General features: G+C 50.1%; 19 protein-coding genes. 12 read left to right on the plus strand and 7 right to left on the minus strand.

Annotated features, from left to right (window positions below; genetic code table 11):
- The first annotated feature begins 168 nt into the window (after positions 1-168).
- From HY774_27800 to HY774_27820, 5 genes are all read left to right on the plus strand, one after another.
- On the plus strand, positions 169-3,219 hold the full coding sequence (locus HY774_27800) for an ATP-binding protein (protein ID MBI4752311.1): 3,051 nt from the start codon (positions 169-171) through the stop codon (positions 3,217-3,219).
- 391 nt (positions 3,220-3,610) lie between these two features.
- On the plus strand, positions 3,611-4,084 hold the full coding sequence (locus HY774_27805) for a methyltransferase domain-containing protein (protein MBI4752312.1): 474 nt from the start codon (positions 3,611-3,613) through the stop codon (positions 4,082-4,084).
- A 483-nt stretch (positions 4,085-4,567) separates the two neighbouring features.
- Positions 4,568-5,218, plus strand: coding sequence for a hypothetical protein (locus HY774_27810; GenBank protein MBI4752313.1), 651 nt, complete (start codon positions 4,568-4,570; stop codon positions 5,216-5,218).
- Positions 5,219-5,287: 69 nt separating this feature from the next.
- Complete coding sequence (locus tag HY774_27815; protein ID MBI4752314.1) at positions 5,288-5,854, plus strand: hypothetical protein; 567 nt, start codon at positions 5,288-5,290, stop codon at positions 5,852-5,854.
- 307 nt (positions 5,855-6,161) lie between these two features.
- Entirely contained in the window at positions 6,162-7,400 is a 1,239-nt protein-coding gene (locus HY774_27820; protein MBI4752315.1) for a 4-hydroxy-3-methylbut-2-enyl diphosphate reductase, read from the plus strand.
- Between the two features lie 304 nt (positions 7,401-7,704).
- On the opposite strand, the gene HY774_27825 is transcribed toward HY774_27820, so the two are convergent.
- The 6 genes from HY774_27825 to HY774_27850 all read right to left on the minus strand — a co-directional run bounded on the left by HY774_27825 (position 7,705) and on the right by HY774_27850 (position 14,697).
- A complete protein-coding gene (locus tag HY774_27825; protein MBI4752316.1) occupies positions 7,705-9,615 on the minus strand; it encodes an ATP-dependent metallopeptidase FtsH/Yme1/Tma family protein in 1,911 nt (636 codons plus the stop codon).
- A gap of 641 nt (positions 9,616-10,256) precedes the next feature.
- Positions 10,257-11,294 (minus strand): tRNA lysidine(34) synthetase TilS, encoded by a 1,038-nt coding sequence (tilS, locus tag HY774_27830; protein MBI4752317.1) that lies wholly within the window; start codon positions 11,292-11,294, stop codon positions 10,257-10,259.
- A 103-nt stretch (positions 11,295-11,397) separates the two neighbouring features.
- Entirely contained in the window at positions 11,398-12,195 is a 798-nt protein-coding gene (locus HY774_27835; protein ID MBI4752318.1) for a hypothetical protein, read from the minus strand.
- Between the two features lie 142 nt (positions 12,196-12,337).
- On the minus strand, positions 12,338-12,937 hold the full coding sequence (locus tag HY774_27840) for a hypothetical protein (protein ID MBI4752319.1): 600 nt from the start codon (positions 12,935-12,937) through the stop codon (positions 12,338-12,340).
- A 104-nt stretch (positions 12,938-13,041) separates the two neighbouring features.
- A complete protein-coding gene (rph, locus tag HY774_27845) occupies positions 13,042-13,764 on the minus strand; it encodes a ribonuclease PH (protein MBI4752320.1) in 723 nt (240 codons plus the stop codon).
- Between the two features lie 36 nt (positions 13,765-13,800).
- A complete protein-coding gene (locus HY774_27850) occupies positions 13,801-14,697 on the minus strand; it encodes a glutamate racemase (GenBank protein ID MBI4752321.1) in 897 nt (298 codons plus the stop codon).
- Between the two features lie 235 nt (positions 14,698-14,932).
- On the opposite strand from HY774_27850, the gene HY774_27855 reads away from it, so the two are divergent.
- Complete coding sequence (locus tag HY774_27855; protein MBI4752322.1) at positions 14,933-16,393, plus strand: DUF58 domain-containing protein; 1,461 nt, start codon at positions 14,933-14,935, stop codon at positions 16,391-16,393.
- Between the two features lie 163 nt (positions 16,394-16,556).
- Here the strand turns inward: HY774_27855 and HY774_27860 are convergent, their stop codons facing one another.
- Complete coding sequence (locus tag HY774_27860; GenBank protein ID MBI4752323.1) at positions 16,557-17,351, minus strand: J domain-containing protein; 795 nt, start codon at positions 17,349-17,351, stop codon at positions 16,557-16,559.
- 307 nt (positions 17,352-17,658) lie between these two features.
- Between HY774_27860 and HY774_27865 the strand changes: the two genes are divergently transcribed.
- The 6 genes from HY774_27865 (at position 17,659) to HY774_27890 (ending at position 26,942) form a co-directional block, all read left to right on the plus strand.
- The gene (locus tag HY774_27865) at positions 17,659-19,293 is read left to right on the plus strand and encodes a hypothetical protein (GenBank protein MBI4752324.1); all 1,635 of its coding nucleotides are present in this window, start codon (positions 17,659-17,661) and stop codon (positions 19,291-19,293) included.
- 457 nt (positions 19,294-19,750) lie between these two features.
- Positions 19,751-20,701: a hypothetical protein gene (locus HY774_27870; GenBank protein MBI4752325.1), complete on the plus strand. Its 951-nt coding sequence runs from the start codon at positions 19,751-19,753 to the stop codon at positions 20,699-20,701.
- A gap of 13 nt (positions 20,702-20,714) precedes the next feature.
- The gene (locus HY774_27875; GenBank protein MBI4752326.1) at positions 20,715-21,032 is read left to right on the plus strand and encodes an NfeD family protein; all 318 of its coding nucleotides are present in this window, start codon (positions 20,715-20,717) and stop codon (positions 21,030-21,032) included.
- A 568-nt stretch (positions 21,033-21,600) separates the two neighbouring features.
- Positions 21,601-23,943 carry a UvrD-helicase domain-containing protein gene (locus tag HY774_27880; protein MBI4752327.1) on the plus strand — a complete coding sequence of 781 codons (2,343 nt, stop codon included), beginning with the start codon at positions 21,601-21,603 and terminating at the stop codon, positions 23,941-23,943.
- A 300-nt stretch (positions 23,944-24,243) separates the two neighbouring features.
- Positions 24,244-26,007 (plus strand): response regulator, encoded by a 1,764-nt coding sequence (locus HY774_27885; protein MBI4752328.1) that lies wholly within the window; start codon positions 24,244-24,246, stop codon positions 26,005-26,007.
- A gap of 281 nt (positions 26,008-26,288) precedes the next feature.
- Entirely contained in the window at positions 26,289-26,942 is a 654-nt protein-coding gene (locus HY774_27890; GenBank protein ID MBI4752329.1) for a phosphatase PAP2 family protein, read from the plus strand.
- Positions 26,943-26,990 lie beyond the last annotated feature (48 nt).

The raw sequence follows: 26,990 nt of genomic DNA on the forward strand, positions 1-26,990 counted from the left end.
CCAATCCTTCACAGGCGGTCCTGTCGAAGGCAGGGAGGCCACTGGTAAATTCACCCAGCTTGTTGCACTGCCCGCCTGTTTTCGCCTTTGCTGTCCAGGACATTAAAAAGGACACGGGAATGGTGCACTGAGACGAACCGACTGCAATTGACACCTTCATATACACGTATGGCCAGCCGAATCCGGGACTGCATCACAATTACCTCTTATACACCAGTTGACTTTACAGAAAGTGGATGGCAGACACCGATGTTGCGGGAGGCATTGTTCACCTATGAACTGGGTGACATATTAGAGCGCCTGACTCAACATCTAACCTCACCCGCCGCTGCCCCACATCGCTCAGCAATGCTGGTGGGACCACCAGGAAGTGGCAAAACCCATTTAACCAAGCTGGCTCAGGCCCTGCTCCAATCCGCCGGGCAACCGTTAACACAGGCGCATTCCCGAATTAAGGAAATCCATACCCGTCTTGGCAAAACCAGATATCTTCCAGTCGAGCTCTCACCCACGCTCACGGTTGGGAATTATAGTTCAGAGCCAACACTGGAGTACCTCAAGCATTACCTGCATCATCTGGCAACGTCCGATTTTTCAAGCGACACATTTGATTTGGAACAGGCGATGGGTACATTGCGCGATACACTCAAACATTTTCCGGCTGACACGCGCATTCTGGTTGTGATTGATGGGCTAGAGGACTGGCTTAAACCACGAGATACCCGCACGGGTCAACGGATGGTCAATTTGTTGAAATTGCTCAGCGTGGCGTCACAGGAGCTTCCCCTCTCATTGATTACCAATGTCAATGACCGGACGCTGGATTCAGTCAATTATGGGTGGTTAAGCGGCGAACAGGTGATTCAAATGATGAGTTGCAGTTCGCTTGAATACCTGACTGGAAATTCCATTCCAACCCTGATTGGTATCCACTTGCTCCCAAAAACTGCCCGTCAACGGACCACTGTCAGCAAAATCCGTGAGCAACTTCGCCAAACGCTCCCGGAACTCAACCTGGATGAGCAGGAATTTGTCAATATTTACCCGCTCCACCCGGCAGTTTGGGAAATCGGGGCCCGGTTGCGGCCATATCTGGAGAAATTTTCCTTCCCGGCCTTTGCCATTAAAGCGGCTGAAAAAGTTCGCAACCGCCCGGCTGAAAGCCTGTTCACGGTTGATGAAATGCTTGATGTACTGGAGTCTTCACTCCGGCGCTCTCCGCAACTCAAATTTGCCTTCGAAGCCTATGATAAGACTATCGAATCGGTCTTGCCACGCGTCAGTCAGGGACAACGACTCCATACCCGCATGCTCATCAAGGCCATTTTGATGCACACGCTGGCCGGGTTGCCCGCAACCGTTCGAGATTTGACCAACAGTATCCTGTTTTATGATTTGACTGGAAAAAACCAGAGCTATGCCCTGGCGGCAGCCGTCCTGAAACAAATCAAAAGTCTGTCCAAATCACTTGAAGCCGTGGGCGAAGACAACAACCGGCAGTACCGGTTTGCCCTGCATCAAGGCCAGGTTATCGAGGAGCGGCTGGATGCCATTGCACGCACCCTTTCCGATTCGGATCCACGACTTGGCGTCTCGGTGGTGGCAGCCGGAATGAACCTGTTTGAAGACTGGCCGCTTGAATACCAGCCGTCGAAAACAGCTCATCCGTGGCGATCACGTTATACCCACATCTGGAACGTCATCAGCCAGGACGCCGGTGGCTTCTTGTGGCAACCAGCCCAACCGGAAGTGAACGGAAAGCCCAAATCAACCTCGAACTTCTCGATCTGTGTTGATTTTCCACATTGGAATCAAAGTACTTCTGGGTCAATACCTTCCAATGGGGCTTCGTCACAAAAAGATTCAGCCTTTGTTCGCTGGGTGCCCGGGAATCTTGAATCAGAGGAAGTATGGATGCTCAAACGGTTTGTGGCCGTTCACGAGTTGATCAACCGCCATAAACAGATTGATACCAAAGACCTTGAGCAGATTTCCAATACCCTGGTGTCGCAAGCGGTCAAGATTTTCCGAAAAGCATATTTGGAAGCCGGGATGTTCAAGTTTTGTGGCGGTGAAAGTGGCCGGGTGCCACTGCCTGAATCACCGACTCCGTGGTCCTTGAGCGACTGGATGCTTCCCTTGATCGCACCAACCACACCTGAAGTCCAGCCCGCGGAAGGCGAATTCACCCCGGAAACCGCCGAATGGCTGGGAAATCTTTTGACCCCGGAACGCGATCAAGCCGCGGATTACCAGCCCAAAACCTTTGCTGAGGCACTGGGCGGACTAATTGCTTATTACCAAAACTGGCAGCGCCACGATATTTCACAAACAACGGAATATCTCAAACTCGCTCCACCTGACAACAAATTGTTGCAGGATGTGCTGCGGGCCGTTCGACAATTTGAAATGACGGCCCTCCATATTCGGCATGCCATTGCCCAAAAATCGCTGAATGAAGAAATTGAGGAAATTATCTACTTGTTTGACAGTGATCTGGATAACTTCTGGAATGCCAATCAGTTGATGAAACAACTCTATGATTTCAGCCAAATTGTGCCCGATTATGAAACCAAGCTGAATTATGTTCGCGCCAGTGCTCCCACCAATGACCTGTACATGGAAAAGCTGAAGTATGAAATGCTTTCCCAAGGATCGGCCATCTGGCAGTTTTTCGATGCTGGCGCTCGCCAACGCCTGGACCGCCTCTTTGCCACCTACCAACCGCTCTATATTGATTTTTATACCTCGGTGCACAAACAAGCCTCGGATGCAACCACCATCGAACCAATGTGCCAGGAACTCCTTTCAAGTGAAGACTGGCATAACCTGGAGCTCATCTCTCAACTCAATATCAGTCGCCAGGATTTCCATGTTGATGCCATCAACCAGATTTCGCTGGTGTATCAGATGATTTGCTCAGAACCAGTCGAAGAACGCTTAAAAACCCATCCGATGTGTGTCTGTGGGTTTCACCCAGATGATGCCGGGCGTTTAACGGCGGCTATCGAACGCACCAAACGTTATGTGAGACGCGGCATTGAAATTCATCGTGATATTCTCCGGACCCATCGGCAGGAAATTCGAGATAAACTCAAGGCTCGCAAAGAACGCAACGCCGACACGATCCGGACAATTGCGTCCATTCTTGACAATGGTGATATGCCACGACTGACCGATGATGTGGTAAAAACCCTCAATGAAGTCATTACCTTTTGAAGCTGGGACTGAAGATTCTCGGGCTGAAAACTTCGGGCTGAAGTCTCGCAAGCTTGGGGCTGAAGAACACGGGTTTCATACCCTGAGCCCGACGTCTTCAGCCCTGAGCCCGACGTCTTCAGCCCTGAGCCCCAAGCCCTGAGCCCCATGTCTTCAGCCTGCCCAAGAAATCACCTGACAAGCCTTCCTTCTTGTGCTACAAAACGTGCCATTCTAACCCGGCACGAAAGACAAGTTTCTGAAAGTTGTTGGATTATTTCATCTTATTCCTGGCAGGTATTTATTGATGCGTGAATACGGTATTTTTCTTCAGTCCATGCTCCGCCACCCCCTTCAAACCGGAGCCGTTGCACCCAGTTCGCGGTATCTTGCTCAGGCAATGATCCGCACTATGAAACTAGAAGAAGCCCAATGCGTGGTCGAACTTGGACCTGGCACTGGCGCTTTTACCAATGTGATTCTCTCACGACTCAATCCAGAAGCGGTCTTTTTCGCCATTGAGCGCAACCCAGCCCTGGCAAGTTTCCTGCGTCGGGAGCTCCCCAATGTCGAAATCATCTGTGATAGCGCCGAAAATCTTGGAGACTATTTAAAAAGCCGGAACTTGACTGCCGACTATGTGCTTTCTGGATTACCCCTGTCCTGGTTGCCAAAGGAAGTGTGTCATAACGTGCTTGATGCCGTTCATGCCTCCCTCCGTCCCAGTGGGAAATTTGCCATGTTTCAATATATCCACTCAGCCATGACCCCAACTGGCGCCTATGTACAACAGGCTCTCAAAAATCGCTTTGGAAACCTGCACATATCTCGCACCTTTCGAAATCTCCCCCCTGCATTGGCCCTGATCTGCGAAAAAACCGACTAAAACCATTGAGGGCTGAGGGTATTGAGCCATAAGCGCCAGGATAAGGAAAACCGTGTCCTTTCCGTTGGTATTGAACACCGTCCGATCTGGACAAGGAGACACGAAGACAAGGAGACGAGGAGACACATTCAATCGCCTCATTCCTCCGCTCCCAACCGGAGTCCATTCAAGACTACACACTCCGTGAAATTATCTCCTTGTCTCCGTGTCTCTTCTTCTCCTTGTCTCAAACAGCCTCTCATTTCCTTATCCTGGCGCTTATGAGCCAGCTCCTCCCTTTTCCCACAAGACACAACGCCCACATAACCAATTCTTTTCATTGGATTTATACTTTCCAATCAAATTTCTTGCGAAATTCCGGAATCTTTGACGCAATGCGTTAATTTTTTACTTGACTTAAATGACGCAGCGCGTTAATCTCTCATCATCAAGAAACGATCAGCGCCTTGAACAAGAGTTCGGGGAGCTTCTGGGAGAATAGGTATGCCACGACTCATCAAACGCTATGCAAACCGAAAACTCTATGATGCCACCGAACGCCGGTACATCACACTGGAAGAAATCAGCGAATTCATCCAGAACAATGAAGAAATTCAGGTCATTGATAAGGCCAGCGGCGAAGACATCACCGAACAGGTCCTGTCAAAAGTGATCGCGGCTTCGGCTCAACAATCTGACACGCCGATTTCAAAGAATGTTTTGGTGAGTTTAATCCAACGCCCGAGCGATGCCGTTCTGGGATATTTTCGCAAGACGGTGTCAGCCGGTTTTGAAACGATGAACCAGCTTGATCGCTTTGTGAAAACCCTGCGGGAAATGGTTCGCTACGATGCGAATGGAACGGCGACCGACGATTTAGGTCCAGCGCTCCGGCTCGTGATTGAAAGCTTTGTTGATGATTGTGTTCAGACCCGATTGGCTGAACTACACATCCCGCACCAACAGGAAATCGAGAAGCTCCGCCAGCAGGTACAGCGCCTGGAGCGGCAAGTGAAAAGTCTTCAAAAGACATCACCCGTTGTTCCCCAGACCGCTGTGGCGGCCCCGCCGCCAGTCGAAACGAATGGTGTTTCCACAGCCTCGACGCGCCGACGTTCACGCCGTGGCGATCAGGCGAAACCCACAGAGATGTAAGAATGTTGGGCTTTGGAGAGCCCAGTTGTCCCTCAAATTTTTTTTGCAATTCAAGATAGGAGTTCTATTATGGCAACCCGAAAGACCGTTACCCCAACTGCGAAACCAACCATCAAGAGCCGTTCTCCACGTCGCCCAGCTTCCAAAATCGTGACCAAATCCACCTCGCCACGATTGGCTTTCAATCCAATTAACCTGGCGACTCAGGTGGCAACCAAGAGCCTCCGGCTGGGCCTGGGCACCGCACTGTTAATCTCTGAAAATGCGGTAAAGTTTTACAATGAAGCCATGGACCGTGGAAACAAAGTTGAATTGAACGTTCCAAACGTCAACTTCCCAACCCTCAACATCAACACGGAAAAGCTTGAGCAACTCCGCGAAATCCCAACCAATTCATTGAATATGGTTCAGGAAAATATGCGCAAGCTGATGGATGAAGCTTCAACCCAGATTTCAAAGTTCTCACGCCGCCGCGAGAAAAAGCAGGACACCAACATCGAAGAAGAAGTGATCAATGTGATTGAAACGCTCGATCTGCCAAAAAAGTCAGACCTCAAAGATTTCAAAAAACAGATCACTGAACTGTCAAAGAAAGTTGAAAAATTGGCCAGCACGCAAACCCCGGCCACTGCTTAATCGCGCCCTGATTGCTTGATCATCAAGCAGATCAGCTCCGCATCTTTCTCAATTTCACGTAGGTCTAAAAAACCGCTCGACTGTTTTCCCACTCAGTGTGCCGTACTTCTCCTCCGGCCATTGAGTGGGATTTTTTTTTGCAACCAGTGATCCCTCAATCAATCTGTCACCCTGTCATCCTGTCATCTTGTCACCCTGTTACCTTGTCATTCCGTCTTCCCAACTTGGCTTTGTTTTTCACCAAATGATACAGTGCGCGGGTAGGTTCACGCTCTCAACTCCTCAACTCATCAGGAACAAAGCCATCATGTCGAAAGCAAATGGATCAATCTCTACGTCGTCGCAACCGGCACAAACCGTCCGCCCCGCTCCAGTTCGCATTTCGCGGAGCGGTTTTGGGCTTCGCACCGAAGTCCAGGGTGAAGTAACCTCTGATTATGACAGTCCGCTTGTCGCTCAAATCCGACTTCAAGGTGGCACCCTTGAGGCTGGAAGACTGACGTTCAGATTAGCCAAGGAATTTGGGTTTTGTTATGGCGTTGATCACGCCCTGGGCCTGGCTTATGAAACGCATCGTCGTTTTCCGGACAAACAACTGTTCCTGACTGGGGAAATTATCCATAACCCGTCCGTAAACCAGCGTCTACAGGAAATGGGATTTCGGTTTCTCAAGCCCGGAGACCCGGTTTCCGCCAGCGATGTAGTCTTGATTCCCGCCTTTGGAACGCCAGTCGGTGATTTACTCAAACTCCAGGAAACCGGGTGTCTTTTGGTTGATACAACTTGTGGCTCAGTGGTCCATGTCTGGAAACGGGTTGAACGCTATGCCCGCGAAGGATTCACGGCCATTATCCACGGCAAATTTTATCATGAGGAAACTGAAGCAACTCGATCCCAAACCGAGCTCTATCCGGGCGGGAAATTTTTGGTGGTGCGTGATCGGGATGAAGCTCAACTGGTGTGCGACTTTATTACCCGAAAACTTGACCGGGAACAGTTTCTGGCCAAATTTGCCCCGGTTGCCTCACCTGATTTTGATCCGGACCGGGATTTACAGAAAGTTGGGTTAGCCAATCAAACCACCATGCTTTCGAGTGAATCCCTCGAAATTGCGGAAATGATTCGCCAGGCAGTGCTGGCCTATTATGGCGCCGAAGAGTTGAAAGATCGCTTTCGTTCATTTGACACGATTTGCAGCGCCACCCAGGAACGTCAAGATGCAGTCCTCGAATTGATTGAAGAACCTTTGGATTTGATGCTGGTCATCGGCGGGTATAACAGCAGCAACACCACCCATTTGACCGAAATTGCCGCTGAGAGGTGTCCAACATACCACATTGATAGCCCCGGTTGTCTGGTTTCAGCCGAAGTGATTCGCCATCAGCCCGTTCATAGCAAGCAGGCGATTGAAACCCCAAACTGGCTTCCAGGCGGAAATCTGCGCATTGGAGTAACCGCCGGGGCCTCCACACCCAATCGGGTGGTGGGTGATTGTATTGAGCGAATTATCAGTCTGGCTGGCGAAGAATTATCATCAGACCAGTAGTCAGTAGTCAGTAATGCCAGTTAAGAGTTGAAGCCGTTTTGGTTCTCAGCCCACGAAGTGGGCGCCGGCTCGTAGCCCAGGCGAGTCTTCGAGTCCTGGGAATCCGGCCCTCCCCCATCTTTTCCCAGGGTTGCACCCTGGGCTACAAGCCTTCCACCTGCTTCGCGGGTTCAAATCCGCTTATTTTTTTCAACTCTTAACTGGCATCACTGACTACTGACTCTACCGACAAAAACAAAAAACCCCAGGTTCAATCGGAACCTGGGGTTTTCTCTTCGAGAATTCTGTCTAATCAAAAACCAGCTCAGGCAGTGGCTGGATTATCTGGCAGTGGCGGCAAGATTGGCTTTAAAACTGAAGGACGCGGTGAGTCAACCTGTTGACGGGTGTCTTCCTTCTTGTCGGTTGCATCATCATCGAGCGGCAGGCCGGCAATCAGGCGGCGGACCTGAACAGCATCCAGTGATTCAAATTCCAGCAAGGATTCCGCCAACCGAACCAGCGCATCCCGATTTTCAAGGATAATCTGGCGCGCCCGATTGTATTGATCCATCACGATGCGTTTGACTTCCTGGTCAATCTTAATTGCCGTATCTTCGCTATAATCTTGATGTTGGGCAATTTCACGACCCAGGAAAATCTGTTCTTCCTTCTTTCCGAAGGTCAATGGACCAAGCAGGGACATACCGAATTCACAGACCATTTTCCGGGCCAGATCCGTGGCACGTTCGAGATCATTGGCGGCGCCGGTGGTCACATGGTTGAGGAAAACTTCTTCGGCCAGTCGGCCACCCATCAAAATGGCAATCTGGCCTTCAATATATTCCCGGGTGTGGGAATAGCGATCAGCTTCTGGAAGCTGCTGGGTCAAACCAAGTGCCATTCCGCGAGGAATAATTGTAATTTTGTGAACGGGATCGGCGTTTGGAACCTTCATGCCAACCAGGGCATGACCGGCTTCGTGGTAGGCCGTGTTGCGCTTTTCTTCGTTGGACATAACCATTGAGCGGCGTTCAGACCCCATAATCACTTTGTCCTTTGCCCACTCAAAGTCTTTCATGGTCACGACTTTCTGGTTATGGCGGGCGGCGTTGAGGGCCGCTTCATTCACCAGATTTGCCAGATCAGCCCCGGTAAAACCAGGAGTTCCACGAGAAATGACGCTGACATCAACATCGTCTCCGAGTGGAATTTTGCGGGTGTGAACCGCCAGAATTCCCTCGCGACCTTTCACGTCTGGTCGTTGAACCACAATCCGGCGATCAAACCGACCAGGTCGAAGCAGAGCCGGATCAAGAACGTCTGGACGGTTGGTGGAAGCCATCAAAATGACGCCGTCATTTGATTCAAAGCCATCCATTTCCACCAGGAGCTGGTTCAGGGTTTGCTCACGTTCATCGTGTCCACCGCCCAAACCGGCACCCCGATGGCGACCAACGGCGTCAATTTCATCAATAAAGATGATGCAGGGGGCATTCTTTTTCCCTTGCTCAAACAAGTCGCGAACCCGTGAGGCGCCAACCCCAACAAACATTTCGACGAAATCCGAACCTGAAATTGAAAAGAACGGAACGTTAGCTTCACCAGCAACGGCACGCGCCAACAACGTTTTTCCAGTTCCTGGAGGGCCCATCATCAAAATTCCTTTTGGAATGCGTCCACCAAGCTTTTGGAATTTTTGGGGTTCCTTCAAAAATTCAATGATTTCCTGGAGTTCGTCCTTGGATTCCTCAACGCCAGCCACATCTTTAAAAGTGACCCGTTTCGATTGATTTGAAAGGAGTTTGGCCCGACTCTTCCCAAACGAGAGGGCTTTATTCCCGTTCCCTTGCATCTGGCGCATCATAAATATCCAGAAGGCCATTAAAATGAGCAATGGGAAGGCCATTGACAACATGCTGAGCCAGAAACCACTGGTCGGAGGCCGAAGCGTGACCTGGACATTTTTCTTCTGCATGAGCTGAACCATGTCCGCAATCAACTGCTCGTTGGCAATTTCCGTCCGGAACCCCTTATCATCTTTGAGTTTTCCGGTGACTTCCGTTTCAGAAATGACCGCTTCTTTGAGCTGTTCGTTTTCGATCTTTTTGATCAGTTCCGTATAGTTGGGGGTTTCTTCGCGGGAACTGCGTCCGGAATCATAAATCTTCCAGAGCAAAATTGCTCCGCCAATCAGAATACACCAGAAGAGAATCAATCTAACCGTTGAGTTCAAGGCTTTTTCCTACCTTCCATCAAGCATGGTTGAGGGAATGCCCCCAATTTTGCCGAAATCCTTTTGAAGTTGATGTCATTGACGCACCTGCCTATGCGCCGACAGCCAGTTTACACGAATTTGAACCTCTCCTCCCTATCGCTTCGCGATTGAGGAAGGAGATTCCTGCTGTTTCCTGCCACCGCTTCCGATCCTGCCTGGGAGCAGACGGCTCTAAGTGGCACTTTCCAGCTTTCGCACGAAACGCTCTCACGGTATGTGGAGTACCGTTTCGGGAAGAAATTTCCCTCTGTTGCATTTTGTTCGCTCCACACGTTTGGTATCGACCGCGCGGCGTCAAGGTTCGATGACGCGAATGTCGATCCAAAGGTGATTCCGGAGAATCACCAAAACCGAAATTTCCAACGCTCCATGTCCGAGCGATGACGCTCTACGGATCAATATGCCTTATATATGGCTCATGGAGTGAGACAACGGTAGCATGGCTAATTTAGGAAATCAAAAAGATCAAGCCGATTCATCCCCGCCCTACGGCTTCGCAGTTGAGGACGGAGCTTTCTCGGTTTTTTATGGTAAAGCATCCTGCCTAACCCTCTTTACCTGAGGCTTGCCAGAATTTAGTCTCAAAAACCCAATATTTTCTATATGTTATTTGAACGCTCGAACAAGAGATAGTTCCGGACGCGACGAACACGCCGGTTCCCCGGCAGGTCAATCGCTTTGCCACCAGCCTTTCCCCAAACCAACACCTCACAAACCTGTTGAATCTGCCTTTGATTGGCTGATGGGAATTCAGGTTGCTGGACCAGTTGGTGAATCACCCGACCAACGAGAACCGGATGTAATTGCCTGAGTTCAGCCAAAGGCACCTGAACCTGCCCGGCCACCACAACTGAAAATTGGGCTATCCACTGATCAACCAGAGGCTTAAAAAAATCGGCTTCCTGATGAGCTAAGGCTGCCAGACCCGCCAGATGATCAACCACGTTCGAGTTTAACCGGGTCAGAAGCGGCATGACCTGATGCCGAATCTGATTTCGGGTCAATCCGATCAGGTCGTTGGTTTCATCGTGACAGGCAAGTATCTGTTTTCGCTTCAGATAGGCTTCAATTTCAAATCGTTCAACGGCTAACAACGGTCGAATCAGGCGAATAGTGTCAGTCTCAGGCTGATTTCCATTCTTCAGAAATTGCACTGGTTGGATAGACCCCAATCCGTCAACTCCGGTTCCCCGAATCAACCGCATCAAAACCGTTTCCGCCTGATCTGTTTTGGTGTGGCCAGTGGCAACTGCCTGCGCACCGGCTTCGCGTGCAACCCGGTGAAGAAAATCATACCGGACCATTCGAGCGGTGGCTTCCCAGTTCCGCTTACTTTCTTTTGCCTGGGCTGACACGTCCTGAGTTTCAATCGTTACCGGTAACTCAAGCTGAGTCGCGAGGGTATGAACAAATCGAGCATCAGCTATGGCGGCACTTCCCCGCAAACCGTGATTGAGGTGAGCAACATGCAGGCGCACTTCTGGATAAGTGCGGAGACCTTCGGCCTTTAGTATATGGAGTAACGCCACTGAATCCGGCCCGCCAGAAACAGCAACCACCAGCCGCTTTACTCCATTGAAAGCTGCGGTCTGCTTGAGGTATCTGGCAATTGGAGGCCACAATGGGTCACAAACCATGGGAAGAATTGAGAATGAAGAAAAGACATAGTGGTTAGTGGTTAGTGGTTAGTGGTTAGAAATCAATACTTTCGAAGAAGAACCAAGAACCAACCACTAACCACTAACTGGTTTCTTCATTCTTTATTGGAGCTGGACTGATAAATTCAAGACCAATAATCAGGAGCGCTCCTAATAGAAAAGCACCGCCAGCAGCAAGTATGGTGTTTCTGGAAGGTTGCGGCGAGGAAATAATTTCGGGGGCCGTGGTGGGACGTGCAAGCTGAGTGGCAAAAGTCCGCTGGGGCAACAACTTTGAGCGGACATCAAATAATTCACGTTCACACAGCAATAAATCTGAGAGCGATCCCCCTGGCGATTTCCGAAGTCCTTCCAGGCGGGTAACAAGTTCGGTCTCGCGGTCCCGATATAATTTGACTGCATCGGTGAATTTTTTATTTGTCCGATCAATGACTGCCGTGGCACCGGTTTCCACGGTTGCCCGGGCGGCGGCCTTGTCCTCACTTCGCGCCGTAAGCCGAATTAAGTAGACGATTCGCTCGCGCTTACGGCCAGTTTCAAGGCATTCAGCCGTCAATCGTCCGCCACCGCCAGCCTGTTTTTTCTTCTTCTTTTTTCCTTCCAGGGAAGCTGAAGAATCTGATTCTGAGTTAGGCTCACTACCCTGAGTTGCTAAAAAACCAGGGGCATTGACAATTTCAGCTAACAGGTGAGGTTCTTCAATTGGTTCCTGGTCAATTCGACCAAGTTCAATAAACGCCAGAGCCTGATAGATCGTCGGTTGACGCTGAGTCCAAAAATATCCAGCCCCGGCACCCAATGCCGCCAAAATCACCAGCCAGATTGAGCGCCTGATCAACGCTTTGAATAAATCAACAAAGTCTTTTTCTTGCAATTGCATACGGTTGCGGGAAGTCAACTGATGTCGAACCGAAGTTCAGTGGGCAAACGACATCGAGCTGAAGGAAGGTTGGAAATGAACCAAACCCGATTTCTTCAGCCCGAAAACCTGGTTGGTGAAGGATTTCATGCCGAACGATTCATTACGGCAATGGTTTAAAACTTCTGGCCAGTTGATCGGTTTGATACCGAAATGGATCGAGGTATGTTTTTTCTCCGATAAACCTCAAAACCCATACCGTGTCGGGTGCGGTCTGGAGGTAGTAGTACCGACCTGTCATCAGCTTTCCAACCCGTTTATAAGTGAACTGCAGCAAGGCACCACGACCGATTGAATTGACATATCGTTCCTGGGTCACAAATTTGTAATCAGGCCGAAACCGGAGATCATTTTCCATCTCGCGGCTGATCAGGGTTTTTACCAAATCCCCTCCGACCAATGGCTCATCGGGTGCTTTCTCTTTTTTGACTTTCAACAGTGCATAACTCCGGTCGCGGAAAATAATTTCAGTGATCCGGCGTCCATTATTCTCAACCGCCACTTCAGTGCGCCACCCGTTGTCGAGTTCGACTTCATATCCGCCTTCAACGTCAGCAAAAACGCGTTTGCCGACAGCGGGCGGCGCTTCTGAATTGGCGGGAACGTCTATTTTTTGAGCCAGGACCGGCGTGGTAAGGCCGACCAGTACCAGCACGATACAAGCAAAGATACCTTTCAAAGCGAATCGAACAACCACATTCATACAGGACTTCCAGGGTTTACAAAACAATCAGTTCACGACGAGTTGAATCGGTTTAGTTCTGGGTTCTTGGAAGATATTGATTCCTAAGCACTAAGCACTATGGATCAATCCAATATTCCCAGAATTTTCCGCTGGTGACCAACCAGTTCATCAATTCCCTGCCGGGCCAGGGTAATCATTGAGGTCATTTGTTCCGGAGTAAACGGTTTATGTTCAGCCGTCCCCTGAACTTCCACAAATCGTCCATCGCCGGTGCAGACAATGTTCATGTCCACATCCGCTTGAGAGTCCTCAATATAATTGAGATCCAATACCGGAGTTCCGGCGACGATGCCAACGCTCACGGCGGCAACATAGTCTGAGATGGGTAAATCCTTGAGTTTGTTGTCTTTCTGAAGTTTTCTCAGTGCGAGGACAAACGCCACGAAAGCGCCAGTGATGGAGGTGGTCCGGGTTCCCCCGTCAGCCTGCAGCACATCACAGTCCAGGTAGATTGTCCGTTCACCCAATTTTTCCATAATGGCCACCGCTCTGAGGCTTCGGCCAATCAACCGTTGAATTTCGTGCGTTCGCCCAGATGGCCCACCACGACCAACTTCACGTGGGGTGCGAACGTCCGTGGCTCGTGGGAGCATTGAATACTCAGCCGTAATCCACCCCAGACCTTTCCCTTTTAAAAATGGAGGGACTCGTTCTTCAACGCTTGCCGTACACATCACCCTGGTATCGCCAAACTCGATCAAGGCGGAACCTTCGGCGTGTTTGCTAATGCCTGGGGTAATGGTTATCCGGCGTAATGCATTATTTACTCTTCCATCTGGACGCATGGTGTCTCCTTCCCGTGTACTTGGGATTCAAAATTTTCAAAACGAGCTGTCAGGACGTTCTTCATCTTGATGAGGAACGTCAGCCTGCAATTTCACTTTGTCGTTGTTCATTGCCCATAAGTCAACTGATTCAGGTTGATCCATCGGGTGTCCCAAAAAGATTTCAGCAATCCGGCGAAACCGTTGTCCGGTGTCAGTCACACAAAACCGCGTCTGCTGTGGTCTTTGCAGAGGGCCGTTTACTTCCTGACCGGGCAGCGTTGCCAGGACTTCTTCGGCGGCACTCGCCCCTGAATCCACCAGATTGACATGCTCGCCGACGACCTGCTGAATCAAAGTCCGTAAGATCGGATAATGAGTACAACCCAATACCAGGGTGTCAATCTCATCCTGAGCAAAGGGCTTTAAATATTCTTCAGCAACCATGGCCGTGACCTGATGGTTGGCCCACCCTTCTTCAGTTAATGGCACAAACAACGGGCAGCTCCGCTCAATCACCACGGCTTCAGGCAATAACTGGTGAATGGCTCGGGTATAAGCACCACTCCCGACCGTGGCTTCAGTTCCAATCACGCCAATGCGGCCATTCCGGGTCAAGTTGATCGCCCGTCGGGCGCCTGGTCCAATCATTCCGATCACGGGGATTGATAAAGCATCAGTTAACACATCCATTGCGGTTGAAGACGCTGTGTTGCAGGCCACAACCAGCAACTTAATGCCACAGGAAACCAAAAAGGCAGCGTCCTCAAGGGCATACCGACGCACGGTGACCAGTGACCTGGTACCATACGGAATGCGGGCGGTATCGCCCAAATACACGATATCTTCAAATGGGAGTCGCTCCCGGATGGCTCGATAGACGGTAAGACCACCGACACCGGAATCAAAAATTCCAATCGGCTGGCCTGGCTGGGTTGGATTGAAAGTGGTCACGTTGACGGATACCTGTAAGGTTCAGGGTTCAGGGTTTTCGGAAAGGATGAGGGATGAGGGATGAGGGATGAAAAAATCCCCTGTTACCTTATCATTTTGTCATCTTGTTCCCTTGTCAGGGTCTTTGCCGCAACCGCAGTGGTTGATTTGAGGCAGGTCGTTTACGGCCTGCTTCGTACGCACCAGATACCAATCACCAGGCACGAAGCAGATTGCTCTGGCCTGATTTTGGTTTATGATGCAATCCAATTTCAGCCCAGACCCGGCAAATCGAGGTGCTTTCGTGAAAAAATGGTTAGCGAAATTTCTGACTGACGATTTCAAAACCGAACTCAAAAGCGTGATTATCAGTGCGGTGATCACGACATTTTTGTTAGGGGGCGCGATTGTATCACTGGTTGTTGCCATTTTGGCAACCCAGGTGGGTGAACATCGAACCGCCGAGGTACTCTATATCCTGTCGCTTGTGCTTGTCCTGGCTGGTGGTGTGTATTCCATCCCCCGGCTTATGAAGCGGATCCGGTGGAGTTTCCTTCAGTTTAACATCAGTTATACCGCGACACCTGGCACTGCCTTTTTCATGGCAATTTTGGCCGTCGTCGGCCTGGCCGCATTTAATACCGGGAACAACCTCCTCTATTTGATTTTTTCGGTCTTGCTGGCATTGATTTTGACGTCTGGTATTGTCTCTGAAACTGGACTCAGAGAACTCGACGTTGGCCTCCGGTTTCCAGATCACATTTTTGCGGGTCAGGACGTTTTGCTTGAAATTTCAGTCACCAATCACAAATTTCTCATTCCCTCATTTTCGCTGTCAGTGGGGGTTGAGCTTTCAAATCAACCGCTCCCCACGGGAATACAGAAAGTTCGCCAGTGGTTGCTTGGCACCAACCTTGCCGGGGAACTTTCAAAATTGACCCACTTCATTGTCGTTCCCAGTCATCAGCGGCTCCGGCAAACGATTCAACATTCCTTCTCACGTCGTGGACGCTATGAAATCAGAGGATTTACGGTCAGCACCCAATTCCCCTTCGGGTTTATTCAGAAAACCCGCCGGATTGAAGCCCAGGGGGAATTGGTTGTGTATCCGGAACTTGAAAAACGGCGTGACTTGCTGAGCGGGCTCAGCCAGCTTATGGGCACGCAAGAACATTTTTTCAAAGGCATGGGTGTGGATTTATATGCCATTCGCCAGTATCAGAGCGGTGATAATCTGCGGCATATTGACTGGAAGGCGACCGCGAAGGTTCGCCGAACAATGGTGAAAGAATTTGCCCGGGAAGATGAGCGGCGGATTTCGATCTATTTTGATAATCGGGCGCCAAAGGAGATTACCCCCGAATTTCTCAACGCGTTTGAAGCTGCCGTGAAGCGAGCGGCTTCAATGGCTGCCCAACTGGTTGAATTGAGTATTCAGGTTCGACTCTTAACCCCGATTGGACAAACCGATTTTGGTGAGTCGAAAGAACATCTTTTCAACATGCTCCGCACGCTAGCGCTGATTGAACCAGAACCGCCTGACGAAATTCCCACTGACGATCCGGAAGCTCACATCGCGAAACAGGATTTCTTCAAACTGGTAAGTTCCTCAAATGAAGTCGGTATTTTGTTCACGGGTCTTCCGCCCGCAGGCGAGCAACTGAGCCGGTTTCAGCGATTTGGGAAGATTATTCAATTTCAATCACTGGTGCATTGAGTAGGGGCGGAAGAAGTCGGGCGGAAGACATCGGGCTGAAGGTATTGAACCTGTTTTCTTCAGCCCCGAGCTTACGAGTCTTTCTGCCCCAAGCCCGTCGTCTTCCGCCCCGAGCTTGCAAGTCTTTCTGCCCCAAGCCCGATGTCTTCAGCCCAAGGTTTTCTCACCATTCATCCAAAAATTGGCCAATCCGGCGGAAGTACACCACAATGCAGACAGCAATCGGCGGATAGATCAGCCCGGTTCGCACCATATCCAGGAACGTCACCTTTTCCTCTGGCATCACAAAGGTAACCGATCCAATGGCATTGCCAATCACAATCGCGATGACATAGCCCAGGGCCAAAAACACAACCGCTGATGCTCTGGTAAACGGTTGATGTGGTGAATCATCTGATGAGGTGATTGAAAGAATAAAGTCAGGCGAATACGTGTAGTTGCTGAGCACATCTCGCAAAAATTTCACAACTTGCCAGAAGGCAACACAGGCAATCATAAAGACCAGCACGTGGCCCACAATGCCAAACGGTTCGACCGTTGAAGGCCGGGCCGCCGCCACCACAAATGCCGAAGCAAACAACGTGGCAACCACTGAAATGGCATCAGCCCGTTTGCGCATTTCCCGACGTTCCTCTTCAATAATCTCATCAACCACCCGGTTAATTCGCGAATTATAAGCCGCTGCCCGCTGGGCGCGTTCACGGTCAGGGTCAACTTCCGGTTGAGCTGAACGTCGGCCTCCACGACGCGGAATATATTCGCCCCGGTCATATTGCCTTCGGGATTGAGGATCGCCTAAAACCTGGTAGGCTTCGGCTACTTTTTGAAATGTTGCCTTGGCTTCAGGAGCATGACTGACATCCGGATGATGCTGGCGTGCCAGCCGACGAAAGGCAGAACGAATCTCGCGTTCGGTTGCCGTTCGCGAGACACCCAAAATCTGGTACAGGTCATCCATAAATGCTTCAGCGACCTCCTTCAGGAAGTAATGGATTTTGGGAAAGTGAAATTTTGCGATTTGCTGGTCACATTATAAAAGCGAAATAGAAAATAGCGAAGAGTGAATAGCGAAGAGCAAGGAGAAAAAACCACCTTACTTTGCTTTTCTCCCAAACTTATTTCAATCCCCCAAACTCACACTGGTGGCACCACTTTTTGATTCAAGGGCAAGCTTGCTATTCTGGATTTCACCTGGCTTCAACTCAATCCCATTGATTTTCACTGTTTCACTATTTTGCGACCTCACTCTTTCACTAAATGCACATATGAAACGAACTTATTGCAAACTGATATTGTTCTGGTCAGGGCTGCTGCTTTTCGCTGGATGGTCAACACCGGTACAAGCTGAAAATCAGTTCTGGATCATCGGGCCCGCCATCACTGATCCAGCCATCAATACCGCCACTGAATCCCATTATCTCTTCCTCAGTCGGTCAGTTCAGCATCGAAATCAACTGTTCCTTTTCTTTTCCGGCACCGGCGCCATTCCGCGCAACTATCTCAAAATCAGCAATACCGCGGCTGACATGGGGTACCATGTAATCAATCTTCGCTATCCGAATGCGGAGGCAGTAAACCAGCTTTGTGGCTTCAGTGCCGATCTGGACTGTTATGAGCAGGTCCGGGCAGAAATTATTGATGGAACAGATCGCTCACCGGTGGTCACGGTCAACCGGGCGAATTCAATTGAAAACCGGTTGATCAAACTCCTTCAGTATATGGAGCGAACGTACCCCGGAGACGGCTGGGGTCAGTACCTCGATGCCACGGGTCAACCTCGCTGGGAGTTGATTGTGACCAGCGGGCACTCACAGGGAGGCGGACATGCGGCCCTGCTGGCTAAATATCACCGGGTAGCCCGAGTCGTGATGTTTGCCGCGATGGATTATAATTTTCTGCTCAGCCAGCCCGCCAATTGGATCAATACGAGCAATGCCACGCCGACTTCAGACTACTATGCATTCTCTCACGAACGAGATGAACTGGTCAGCTTTTCGACTCTTTCAAATGCAATTTATCCAGCCTATGGAATGACGGCCTTTGGTCCAATAACCAGTGTGGAATCAACACCTCCCCCATTTGGGAGCACGCATTTGCTGTCAACCAATCGGACAGTCACAAGCAACCCCTCAACCAACAAATACCATAGCGTCATTATCTTTGACTCCGTTGTACCAACCGTTGATGGACGCCCGGTGTACGAACCAGTTTGGAAATACCTGTTGGAAACCAGTTCCACACCTCCGCCTCCGCCTCCTGATACCACTCCACCAACGGTTCAGGTTCTCAGCCCAATTTCCGGGCAGATGATCGAATCTATCCCCAATGCTCAAATTTTCGTCGCCTGGAATGCCAGCGACAACATCGGTGTGGAGCGTCAATCAATTGAGTTTCGCGGTCAAAAGAATGAAACGGGCTTTGAAGAAACCATCGCCACTGGTTTGTCTGGAGAGTTGCGCTCTTTTTCAATCGCAGTGCAACCAAACGATACCATTTCCAACGCCCAAATCACGGTTAAAGCTGAAGATGAGGCCGGAAATCAAGGTCAGGGAGTATCAGGATTTTTTGCGATTGCGCCTCCGCCAGATACTCAATCGCCACAAGTTTCAGTGGTCACACTCTCCAAAACCAAAGTCAAACGCAAGAAAGACCCGACACTGCAGGTTTCCTGGACGTCGGTTGACAATCGAAGCGTGGTAAATCACTCAATCAACCTGTTATCAACTGGCCAATCAGCTCCAGTTGAACTGGCCACCGGCCTGGCTGGGAATATTCAAGCTGTTTCAGTGACGATTCCTTCCGGGGTCGCCAAAACCAAACAGGCTGTGATTCAGGTGGTTGCAACTGATGCTGCCGGCAATCAGGGACAGGGTCAGAGCAATCAATTTGTCATTAAGTGATGAGACGGAAGACTTCGGGCTGAAAAAAACCGGGGCTGAAAAACCAGGGTTGAGGGCTGAAGACTCGCAAGCTCGGGGCTGAAGAAAACGGGGTCCAAACCCTGAGCCCAACGTCTTCAGCCCTCAGCCCTCAGCCCCGAGCCTGCGAGTCTTCAGCCCCGAGCCTGCGAGTCTTCAGCCCCGAGTCTGCGAGTCTTCAGCCCCGAGTCTTCGAGTCTTCAGCCCCGAGTCTGCGAGTCTTCAGCCCCGAGTCTTCGAGTCTTCAGCCCCAAGCCCTCAGCCCCGGTTTTTTCAGCCCCAAGCCCTCAGCCCTGGTTTTTTCAGCCCAATTTCTTCGCTCCGGGCTGGTCAGTTTGATCAATTCCCTCTATCATTTTGGTTTTCACCCAGCCAGCCCAATCAATTCAGTCTATTTCGCTCATCATGATGCTGAGCTTCGCGAGGTAGGTATCAGTTCATGTCTTCCCGATTCCTGAAAAAGTTCCGTTCCCTGATCACTGGCTTGCTTTGCCTGTTCGTCTGGTTTCCAACCCCGGTTGGAGCGGTGCCAGTAGTTGAATCACGACAGGATAAGCCCCCTGCAGACGAGAAAAATGGCCAGCAGCCCGATTCATCCAAAGATCAGAAAAACAATGAGGGCGAAAAGTCCAAAGAAAAGCCCCAAGGTCCCCCCAAAGCCGAAAAAGATCAAAAATTTAAGGCCGGCAAACCCAGTACCTGGACCGCCGAACAACTGGCTGAAGTCGTGCTTTTTGCCTACGGAAGCCGCCCCGTCCAGACCTATGTCACCACCAACATGACCGAAGATGGGATCATTCGGCTCTCAACCGGCGAAGATACCCCACCCATGGAAGGCCGGTTTACCCGGCGGGTCCTCCGCAAAGAAAGTTCAGACAGAGATTGCGTTCGGGTGGATGTGGTATTTCCAAAACAAACATTTACCTTCGGATTTAATGGTGTTGCCTCCTGGGCAGCCCAGGACGGGAATGCGTTTACGCCCAAACCTGAAGCCGAAGCCAGCTTCCTGGCTTCACTGACTCATGACTATTGGGCATTGCTCCGATATAAAGAAGATGGGACCACATTGACTCGTGCGGGAAGCGAACGCATCACAGGCATTGACACCAGCATTCTCGAACTGACTCACAGGGACCAAACCAAAACCCGATATTTCATCAGCGATAAATCCTATCGGATCCTGCACCTGGAATATGAAATTCCGCTGTCACCTGGGGCTCCGCCGACCAAGTTCCGCGAATCCTTCTATGATTTCCGAAACGTTCAAGGCGTGCTGGTACCTGGCCGAACAGTACTGTATGAAAATGGTAAGTTTGTGCAGGAAATTGAGTTAAAAGAAACCAAATGCCGATTAGCCAAGCTTGACGAGGAAATTTTCCTCCGTTTTTAAAGCGCGATTCTGGATGCGAAACCACTTTTTCCTTTGGGTACTCATCAGCGGTGGAACTGGGATTGGACTCGCAAGCCTCTGGCTGGTCATCCGTGGAATGCACCGAAAACGGCGCCCGGATCTCGGCTTCACCCCTGGCGATTGTGGAATCACCGAAAGCGCCTTAACCCCGATGGGCTACGTTTGTTTTGCCGGAGAAATCTGGCCAGCCCAGGCTGTAACCTCAATTCCAGCCGGTGTCCCAGTGCGATTGATCGGAGTTGATGGAATTCGACTTCGTGTTGAACCTGTTTCTCCAGGATCCAGGAAACTCACTGAACCCAGCGGGTGATGAGATTGAGGGAATGCAAAAAGTGGTTAGTGGTTAGTGGTTAAGTACCTTACCGAAAGTTTCCAGACATTTTAACCACGAAAAACACGAAAAACACGAAAAAGATCAACCACTTACCAAACTCAATATCTCAGGAAACTTATGACAAGGTACTTACCAAACCCAATATCTCAGGAAACTTATGACAAGGTACTTAGTACTTGGCTTTTCGAAGGTATTGGTCCCAAAACACCAAATACCAAGTACCAAAAACCAACCACTAACCACTAAGGGACCCAGAAGAAAATAAAATCCCACTGAAATCGGGTTCAGGGTTCAGGGTTCAGGGTTTCGGCGATGAGTTGACTGATCCCACTCCAGATGAAGACTGGGGAACTGGCGGGTACCACGCAACGTGGAGTATCTGGCCCTGAACCCTGAACCCTGAACCCTGAACCCTGAACCCTGAACCCTGGTGGTATGATATTTCCATCCGACTCCCTAACCACTTTCTTCATTCTCAATTCTCAATTCTCAATTCTTCCTTCTTCATCCTCAACTCTTCATTCTTCATTCAAATTTTATGAGCCTGGACTTTCTCAAAACCCTCAATCCACAACAACGTGAAGCCGTTACCACAACCGATGGACCATTGCTGGTTCTGGCGGGTGCCGGTTCTGGGAAAACTCGTGTGATTACATTTCGCATGGCCTATCTGATCCAGGAACGCGGCATCCGACCGGGTCACATTCTGGCGGTCACCTTTACCAATAAGGCGGCGGCGGAAATGAAAGAGCGGGTAACCCAGCTTTTGCCACAAGGCCAAACCCGTTCCACACCAATGGTTTCGACGTTTCACAGCTTCTGTGTGCGATTACTGCGGCGTGATATCAACCGGTTGGGAGGAAACTACACGGGAGATTTCACAATTTATGACTCGGATGACCAGGCCAAAATTGTCAAAAGCTGCCTCAAAGACCTCAATATTGATGAAAAGATGATCCAGCCGCGGGCAGTTCAACACGCCATCAGCGGCGCGAAAAACCAGGGCAAAACAATTGAAGATTTCCTGCAAACCAATGATCCAAAGAAGGTTACCATTGGTCGAGTGTTTAAGCTCTATGAAGAGCGTCTGGCTAATGGCAATGCACTCGATTTTGACGACCTGCTTCTGAAATCAGTCCGCTTGCTGAGAAATTTTCCTGAAGTTCAGGATTATTACAACGACTGGTTCCGGTACATCCTGATTGATGAATACCAGGATACCAACCCACCCCAGTACAGCCTGATCCGCCTGCTCACGCAAAAACAACAAAACCTGTGTGTCGTGGGCGATCCGGACCAGTCTATCTATCGCTTTCGGGCAGCGGATATTCGCAATATTCTGGATTTCGAAAAACATTATCCTGGCGCCAAAATGATCAAGCTGACTGAAAACTACCGCTCCACCAAGGTCATTTTGAGTGCCGCCAACGAAGTCATCCGCAATAATACCGAGCGCAAACCGAAGGATTTGTTCACCAACAACGACGAAGGCGAAAAAATTCGGTACTTTCAAGCCGATTCAGGCGAAGCTGAAGCCAACTTTGTCGTCAACGAACTCAACCGCTGGCAAAAACTCAATCCGCAGATCGACAACCGCGCGGCAATTTTGTATCGCACCAACGCCCAATCACGACTGTTTGAAGAAGCCTGTCGCCGGGCGGGCCTGCCCTACGTGCTGGTTGGCGGGTTTTCCTTCTATCAACGGTCTGAAATCAAAGACGTTATTTCCTACCTGAAACTGGTGCTCAACCCGACGGATCCGATTGCATTTGAACGAATTATCAATACCCCAGCCCGTGGAATCGGGAAAGCGACACTTGATATTTTGTATGCCAGAGCACGCGAGGAAAACAGTTCGCCGTGGGATGCGATGGGAAATCTGATCGCCGAGCAAAAACTCCCTGCCCGTACCACCAACGCGCTCAAACATTTCCAGGAATTCATCCAGCGGTTGATTGATCTTGCCAGCCAGTCTTCGCTTTCGGAACTGGTCAAAGCCGTACTGAACGAAAGCGGATATCTCAAATGGCTCCAGGCTGAAAAAACTGAGGAAGCAGAAAGTCGGCTACTCAATCTTGAAGAACTGGTCAACGCCGCCGTCGAAGCCGAACTCCGCGACGAAACCATCCGTGATTTCATTGACCATGCCGCGCTGGTGGCTGATACCGATTCACTCAAAGAAACAGCCAGAATCACCCTCATGACGATCCACAGCGCCAAAGGACTGGAGTTTCCTCTGGTGTTTGTGGTTGGGATGGAAGAAGGGCTCTTCCCCCACCAGCGGGCGTCAATGAACGTGCACGAAATGGAAGAAGAGCGGCGGCTCTGTTACGTCGCGCTGACCCGGGCCAAAACCCAGTTGTACATTACCCACGCCGAGTGGCGGCGGCAGTACGGAGACGAAATTTTTAATGAACCGTCACGGTTTCTGAAAGAAATCCCGGTTGATAAGATCACTGACCTGACCCTTGGACAAAGCTGGTTGAAATCAATTTCGAGGAAGACCCCAAATGCCTTGAGCGCCACGGCTTCAACCGGTCTGAGCCCCAAATCACCAGCGAAACCACCCGTGGCGCCGCCCAAATCCCCTTTCCCTACTTACAACAGCGTTGACAGCATTCAACAATTTTTCAAACTCCAGCAGGCTCGCAAAGCAGCAGAAACCCAAAACAACCAGCCAGTTCCCAAACCTGGAATCCAGCGCCCCACACCACCTCCGCCACCTACCACATCGTCTCGCGGGTTTAATCCGGGTGATCGTGTTCGTCACGAAAAATATGGCGTTGGGCTCATTCTCAAACGCGAAGATGACAAACTCGTGATCAATTTCCCTGGCTTCGGCATGAAAAAATTTGTTGAATCGGCGGTAAAACTAGAGCGCGTCTGACCCGAATGAAGAATGAAGAACCCTTTTAGTGGTTAGTGGTTAGTTTTTAGTTTTTAGTTCCTGGTTCTTGGTTCTTCTTCGAAGGTATTGATTTCTAACCACCAACCACTAACCACTAACCACTAACCACTAACCACTAACCACTAACCACTAACCACCAACCACCAATCACATTCTCCATTCTTCATTCCCAAATTCCTCTATTCCCTCTTAAAAAAAATCTGTAAAGTAACACCGTCTGTTCCGCGAGCAAGACCACCCCTAAAATCCCAAAAAATAGCTCCAAGGGCATCCAGGTTTATGAACAAGGAATTTGAAGATAGCTCCTCTACAGTTCCTGTATTTGAGGTAGAACGAGAAGCCAGTCTCCAGGTGTCATCGCATGTCCAGGTGTTTGAGGGGGAAATCGCAATTGCGGAAGAAGCCGACCTGTTTTTGAAACGAGGTGATTTTACCCGCGAAGAACTGGTCGAACGGCATCGGTTCCTGATCAAAAAATACCGCAGCCTGATGAAACAGGCGACCAAGATCGTGAAAGTGGGAGATAGCACCCAGGCCCGGTTGATTCGGACACAACACGAACTTGACAAACAAAATGAAGAACTGGCCAAAATGGTTGAGCAATTGCGCATTTCCGAGCACAAAGCCCTTGAAGCCAATCGCGCCAAAAGCACCTTTCTGGCCAATATGAGCCATGAATTGCGGACACCGCTCAATGCGATTTTAGGATTTGTCCAGGTGATGCAGCGCCGTCAGGGTCGTGATGTGGAAGATACCGAAAACCTGCAAACGATTATGCGGAGCGGAGAACACCTGCTTGGGCTCATTAACGATGTTTTGTCCATTTCAAAGATCGAAGCTGGAAAAATCACTCTGACCGAACACACCTTTCACTTGCCGAAGTTGCTGCTCGGCATCGAAGAAATGATTCGGGTCAGAGCCCAATCCAAAGGATTGCAGTTGAGTTTTGAAATATCACCCGAGGTCCCCGAATATGTGCTCGGAGATGAAGGCAAACTCCGCCAGGTGCTCATCAATTTGCTGGGAAACGCGGTCAAGTTCACTGAGCGTGGACAGGTTACGCTCCGGGTGTTTTGGTCAAACAATATCGCGACGTTTGAGATCGAAGATACCGGCCACGGGATCTCAAAAGAAGAACAAACCAAGCTTTTTGAACCATTTGTACAAACCGAGAGTGGCCAGAAATCAACCGAAGGCACGGGTCTGGGACTCGCCATCAGCCGCAATTTTGTGAATTTGATGGGTGGTGAAATTTGGGTTCGGAGCGAACTGGGTGAAGGCACCGTTTTTTGCTTTACCGCCTGGATGCCGCAAAGTTCGCGCGAATCATCCGCTCCGACGCTGGAAAGAGTCATCGGACTGGCCAACAATCAGCCGGCTCCCCGCATTTTGATCGTGGATGACAAAACGGAAAACCGGCAGATTCTTTCCAAATTGCTCACGCCGGTTGGATTCCAGGTGGCTGAAGCCATCAATGGGGTCGAAGCCATCACTCAGTTTGAGAAATACCGACCCGACCTGATTTTTATGGATTTGCGGATGCCAATCCTGGATGGATATGAAGCCACCAGAGCCATTCGTCAACTTGAATTGGAGCTTTTGGCAGTGGGCGAATCAACGGAAATAAATAAACGGAGTGTGATTATTGCGCTCTCTGCCATGGCGTTTGAGCATGACCGGGAAGCGGTTCATAACGCCGGCTGCGACGGGTTTCTCGCCAAACCATTTCGGGAAGAAGATTGTTTCGAAGTGTTGCGCCAACACCTGAACCTCAAGTTCATATATGAATCAACTACCCCACACAAGGCAACAGTGTCCACGACTTCCACGACTCACCAGGCACTGACCAGAGAGCGGTTGGCGGCGCTGCCCAAATCACTTCAGGAAGAGTTGCACCAATCACTGATTCGCGGTGATACCCAGATTGCCGGCGATGTTGTCCGACGGGTTCGCCAATTTGACGCTTCGCTGGCGGAAGAGCTGATGAATACCGTCAAAACCTATTGTTTTGACGAAGTTCTGGATTTGCTGGAGACCATTTAAGGGCGAGTAGCGAGTAGGGAGTAGCAAGTAGTCAATCCAATACAGATTGCACAGAATCTTCACTGGTTCTAATCCCCCAAATTTTGTGGGTGATAGGCAAAACACTTTAAAATGGACTCATTTTAAGGCTTTTTGCTTCATTTCTGAGCTTATCCTCAGAAAATACAGGGATTAACACTGTTTAAGAAAACCAAAGTTATCAGTGAAAAATTCCTAAACTTTTTCTGACTACTCGCTACTCGCTCTTGTTTCGCTACTTCACCACTTCGCGACACGAAACAATGCTGAACCGCCGGATTATCCTTTCCTATGTGGCCTGCCTGCTCGGTTTTTTGAGTCTGGCACTTGCCGTTTTGACCGACTCCGATAAACGTTTTCAAATCGACATCACAATCTCTCAAGCCGTGCAATCCTTTTCCTTGCCTGGGGTTGAGGCTGGAATGAGGCTTATTTCATTTCCCGGGAATCATTCACTGGCAGATCTGGCCTGGGGCTGCCTGATTTTTGCATTTCTGCTGTGGAAGGGGCGGAAAGTGGCGGGATATGCATTTGCATTGTCGGCAGGCGGTGGGACATTACTCAACATGATCGTCAAGGAGCTGGTGGCACGTCCCCGTCCCACCAGTGAACTGGTCCAGCAACTGGTTCAGGAAACATCCTTGAGCTTTCCCTCAGGTCATGTGATGCACTATGTCACCTTTTATGGGTTTCTGCTGATTCTCATCAATGAAGAGCCCTTCCCACGATGGCTCAAAACCAGTTTGAACGCCCTGTGTGGAATACCAATTCTCCTGATTGGAACTTCGCGGGTATTCTTGGGAGCTCACTGGCCAAGCGACGTCACGGCAGGTTATTTCCTTGGGGGATTCTGGCTAGGGCTCAGCATCTGGCTCTACCACCAGTGGAAGGCGAAATCGAATGAAGAAATCATCTAGTGGTTAGTGGTGAGTAGTGAGTGGTTAGTGGTTAGTGATGCGAATGAA

The sequence above is a fragment of the Acidobacteriota bacterium genome (assembly GCA_016208495.1).
Classification (GTDB): domain Bacteria; phylum Acidobacteriota; class Blastocatellia; order Chloracidobacteriales; family Chloracidobacteriaceae; genus JACQXX01.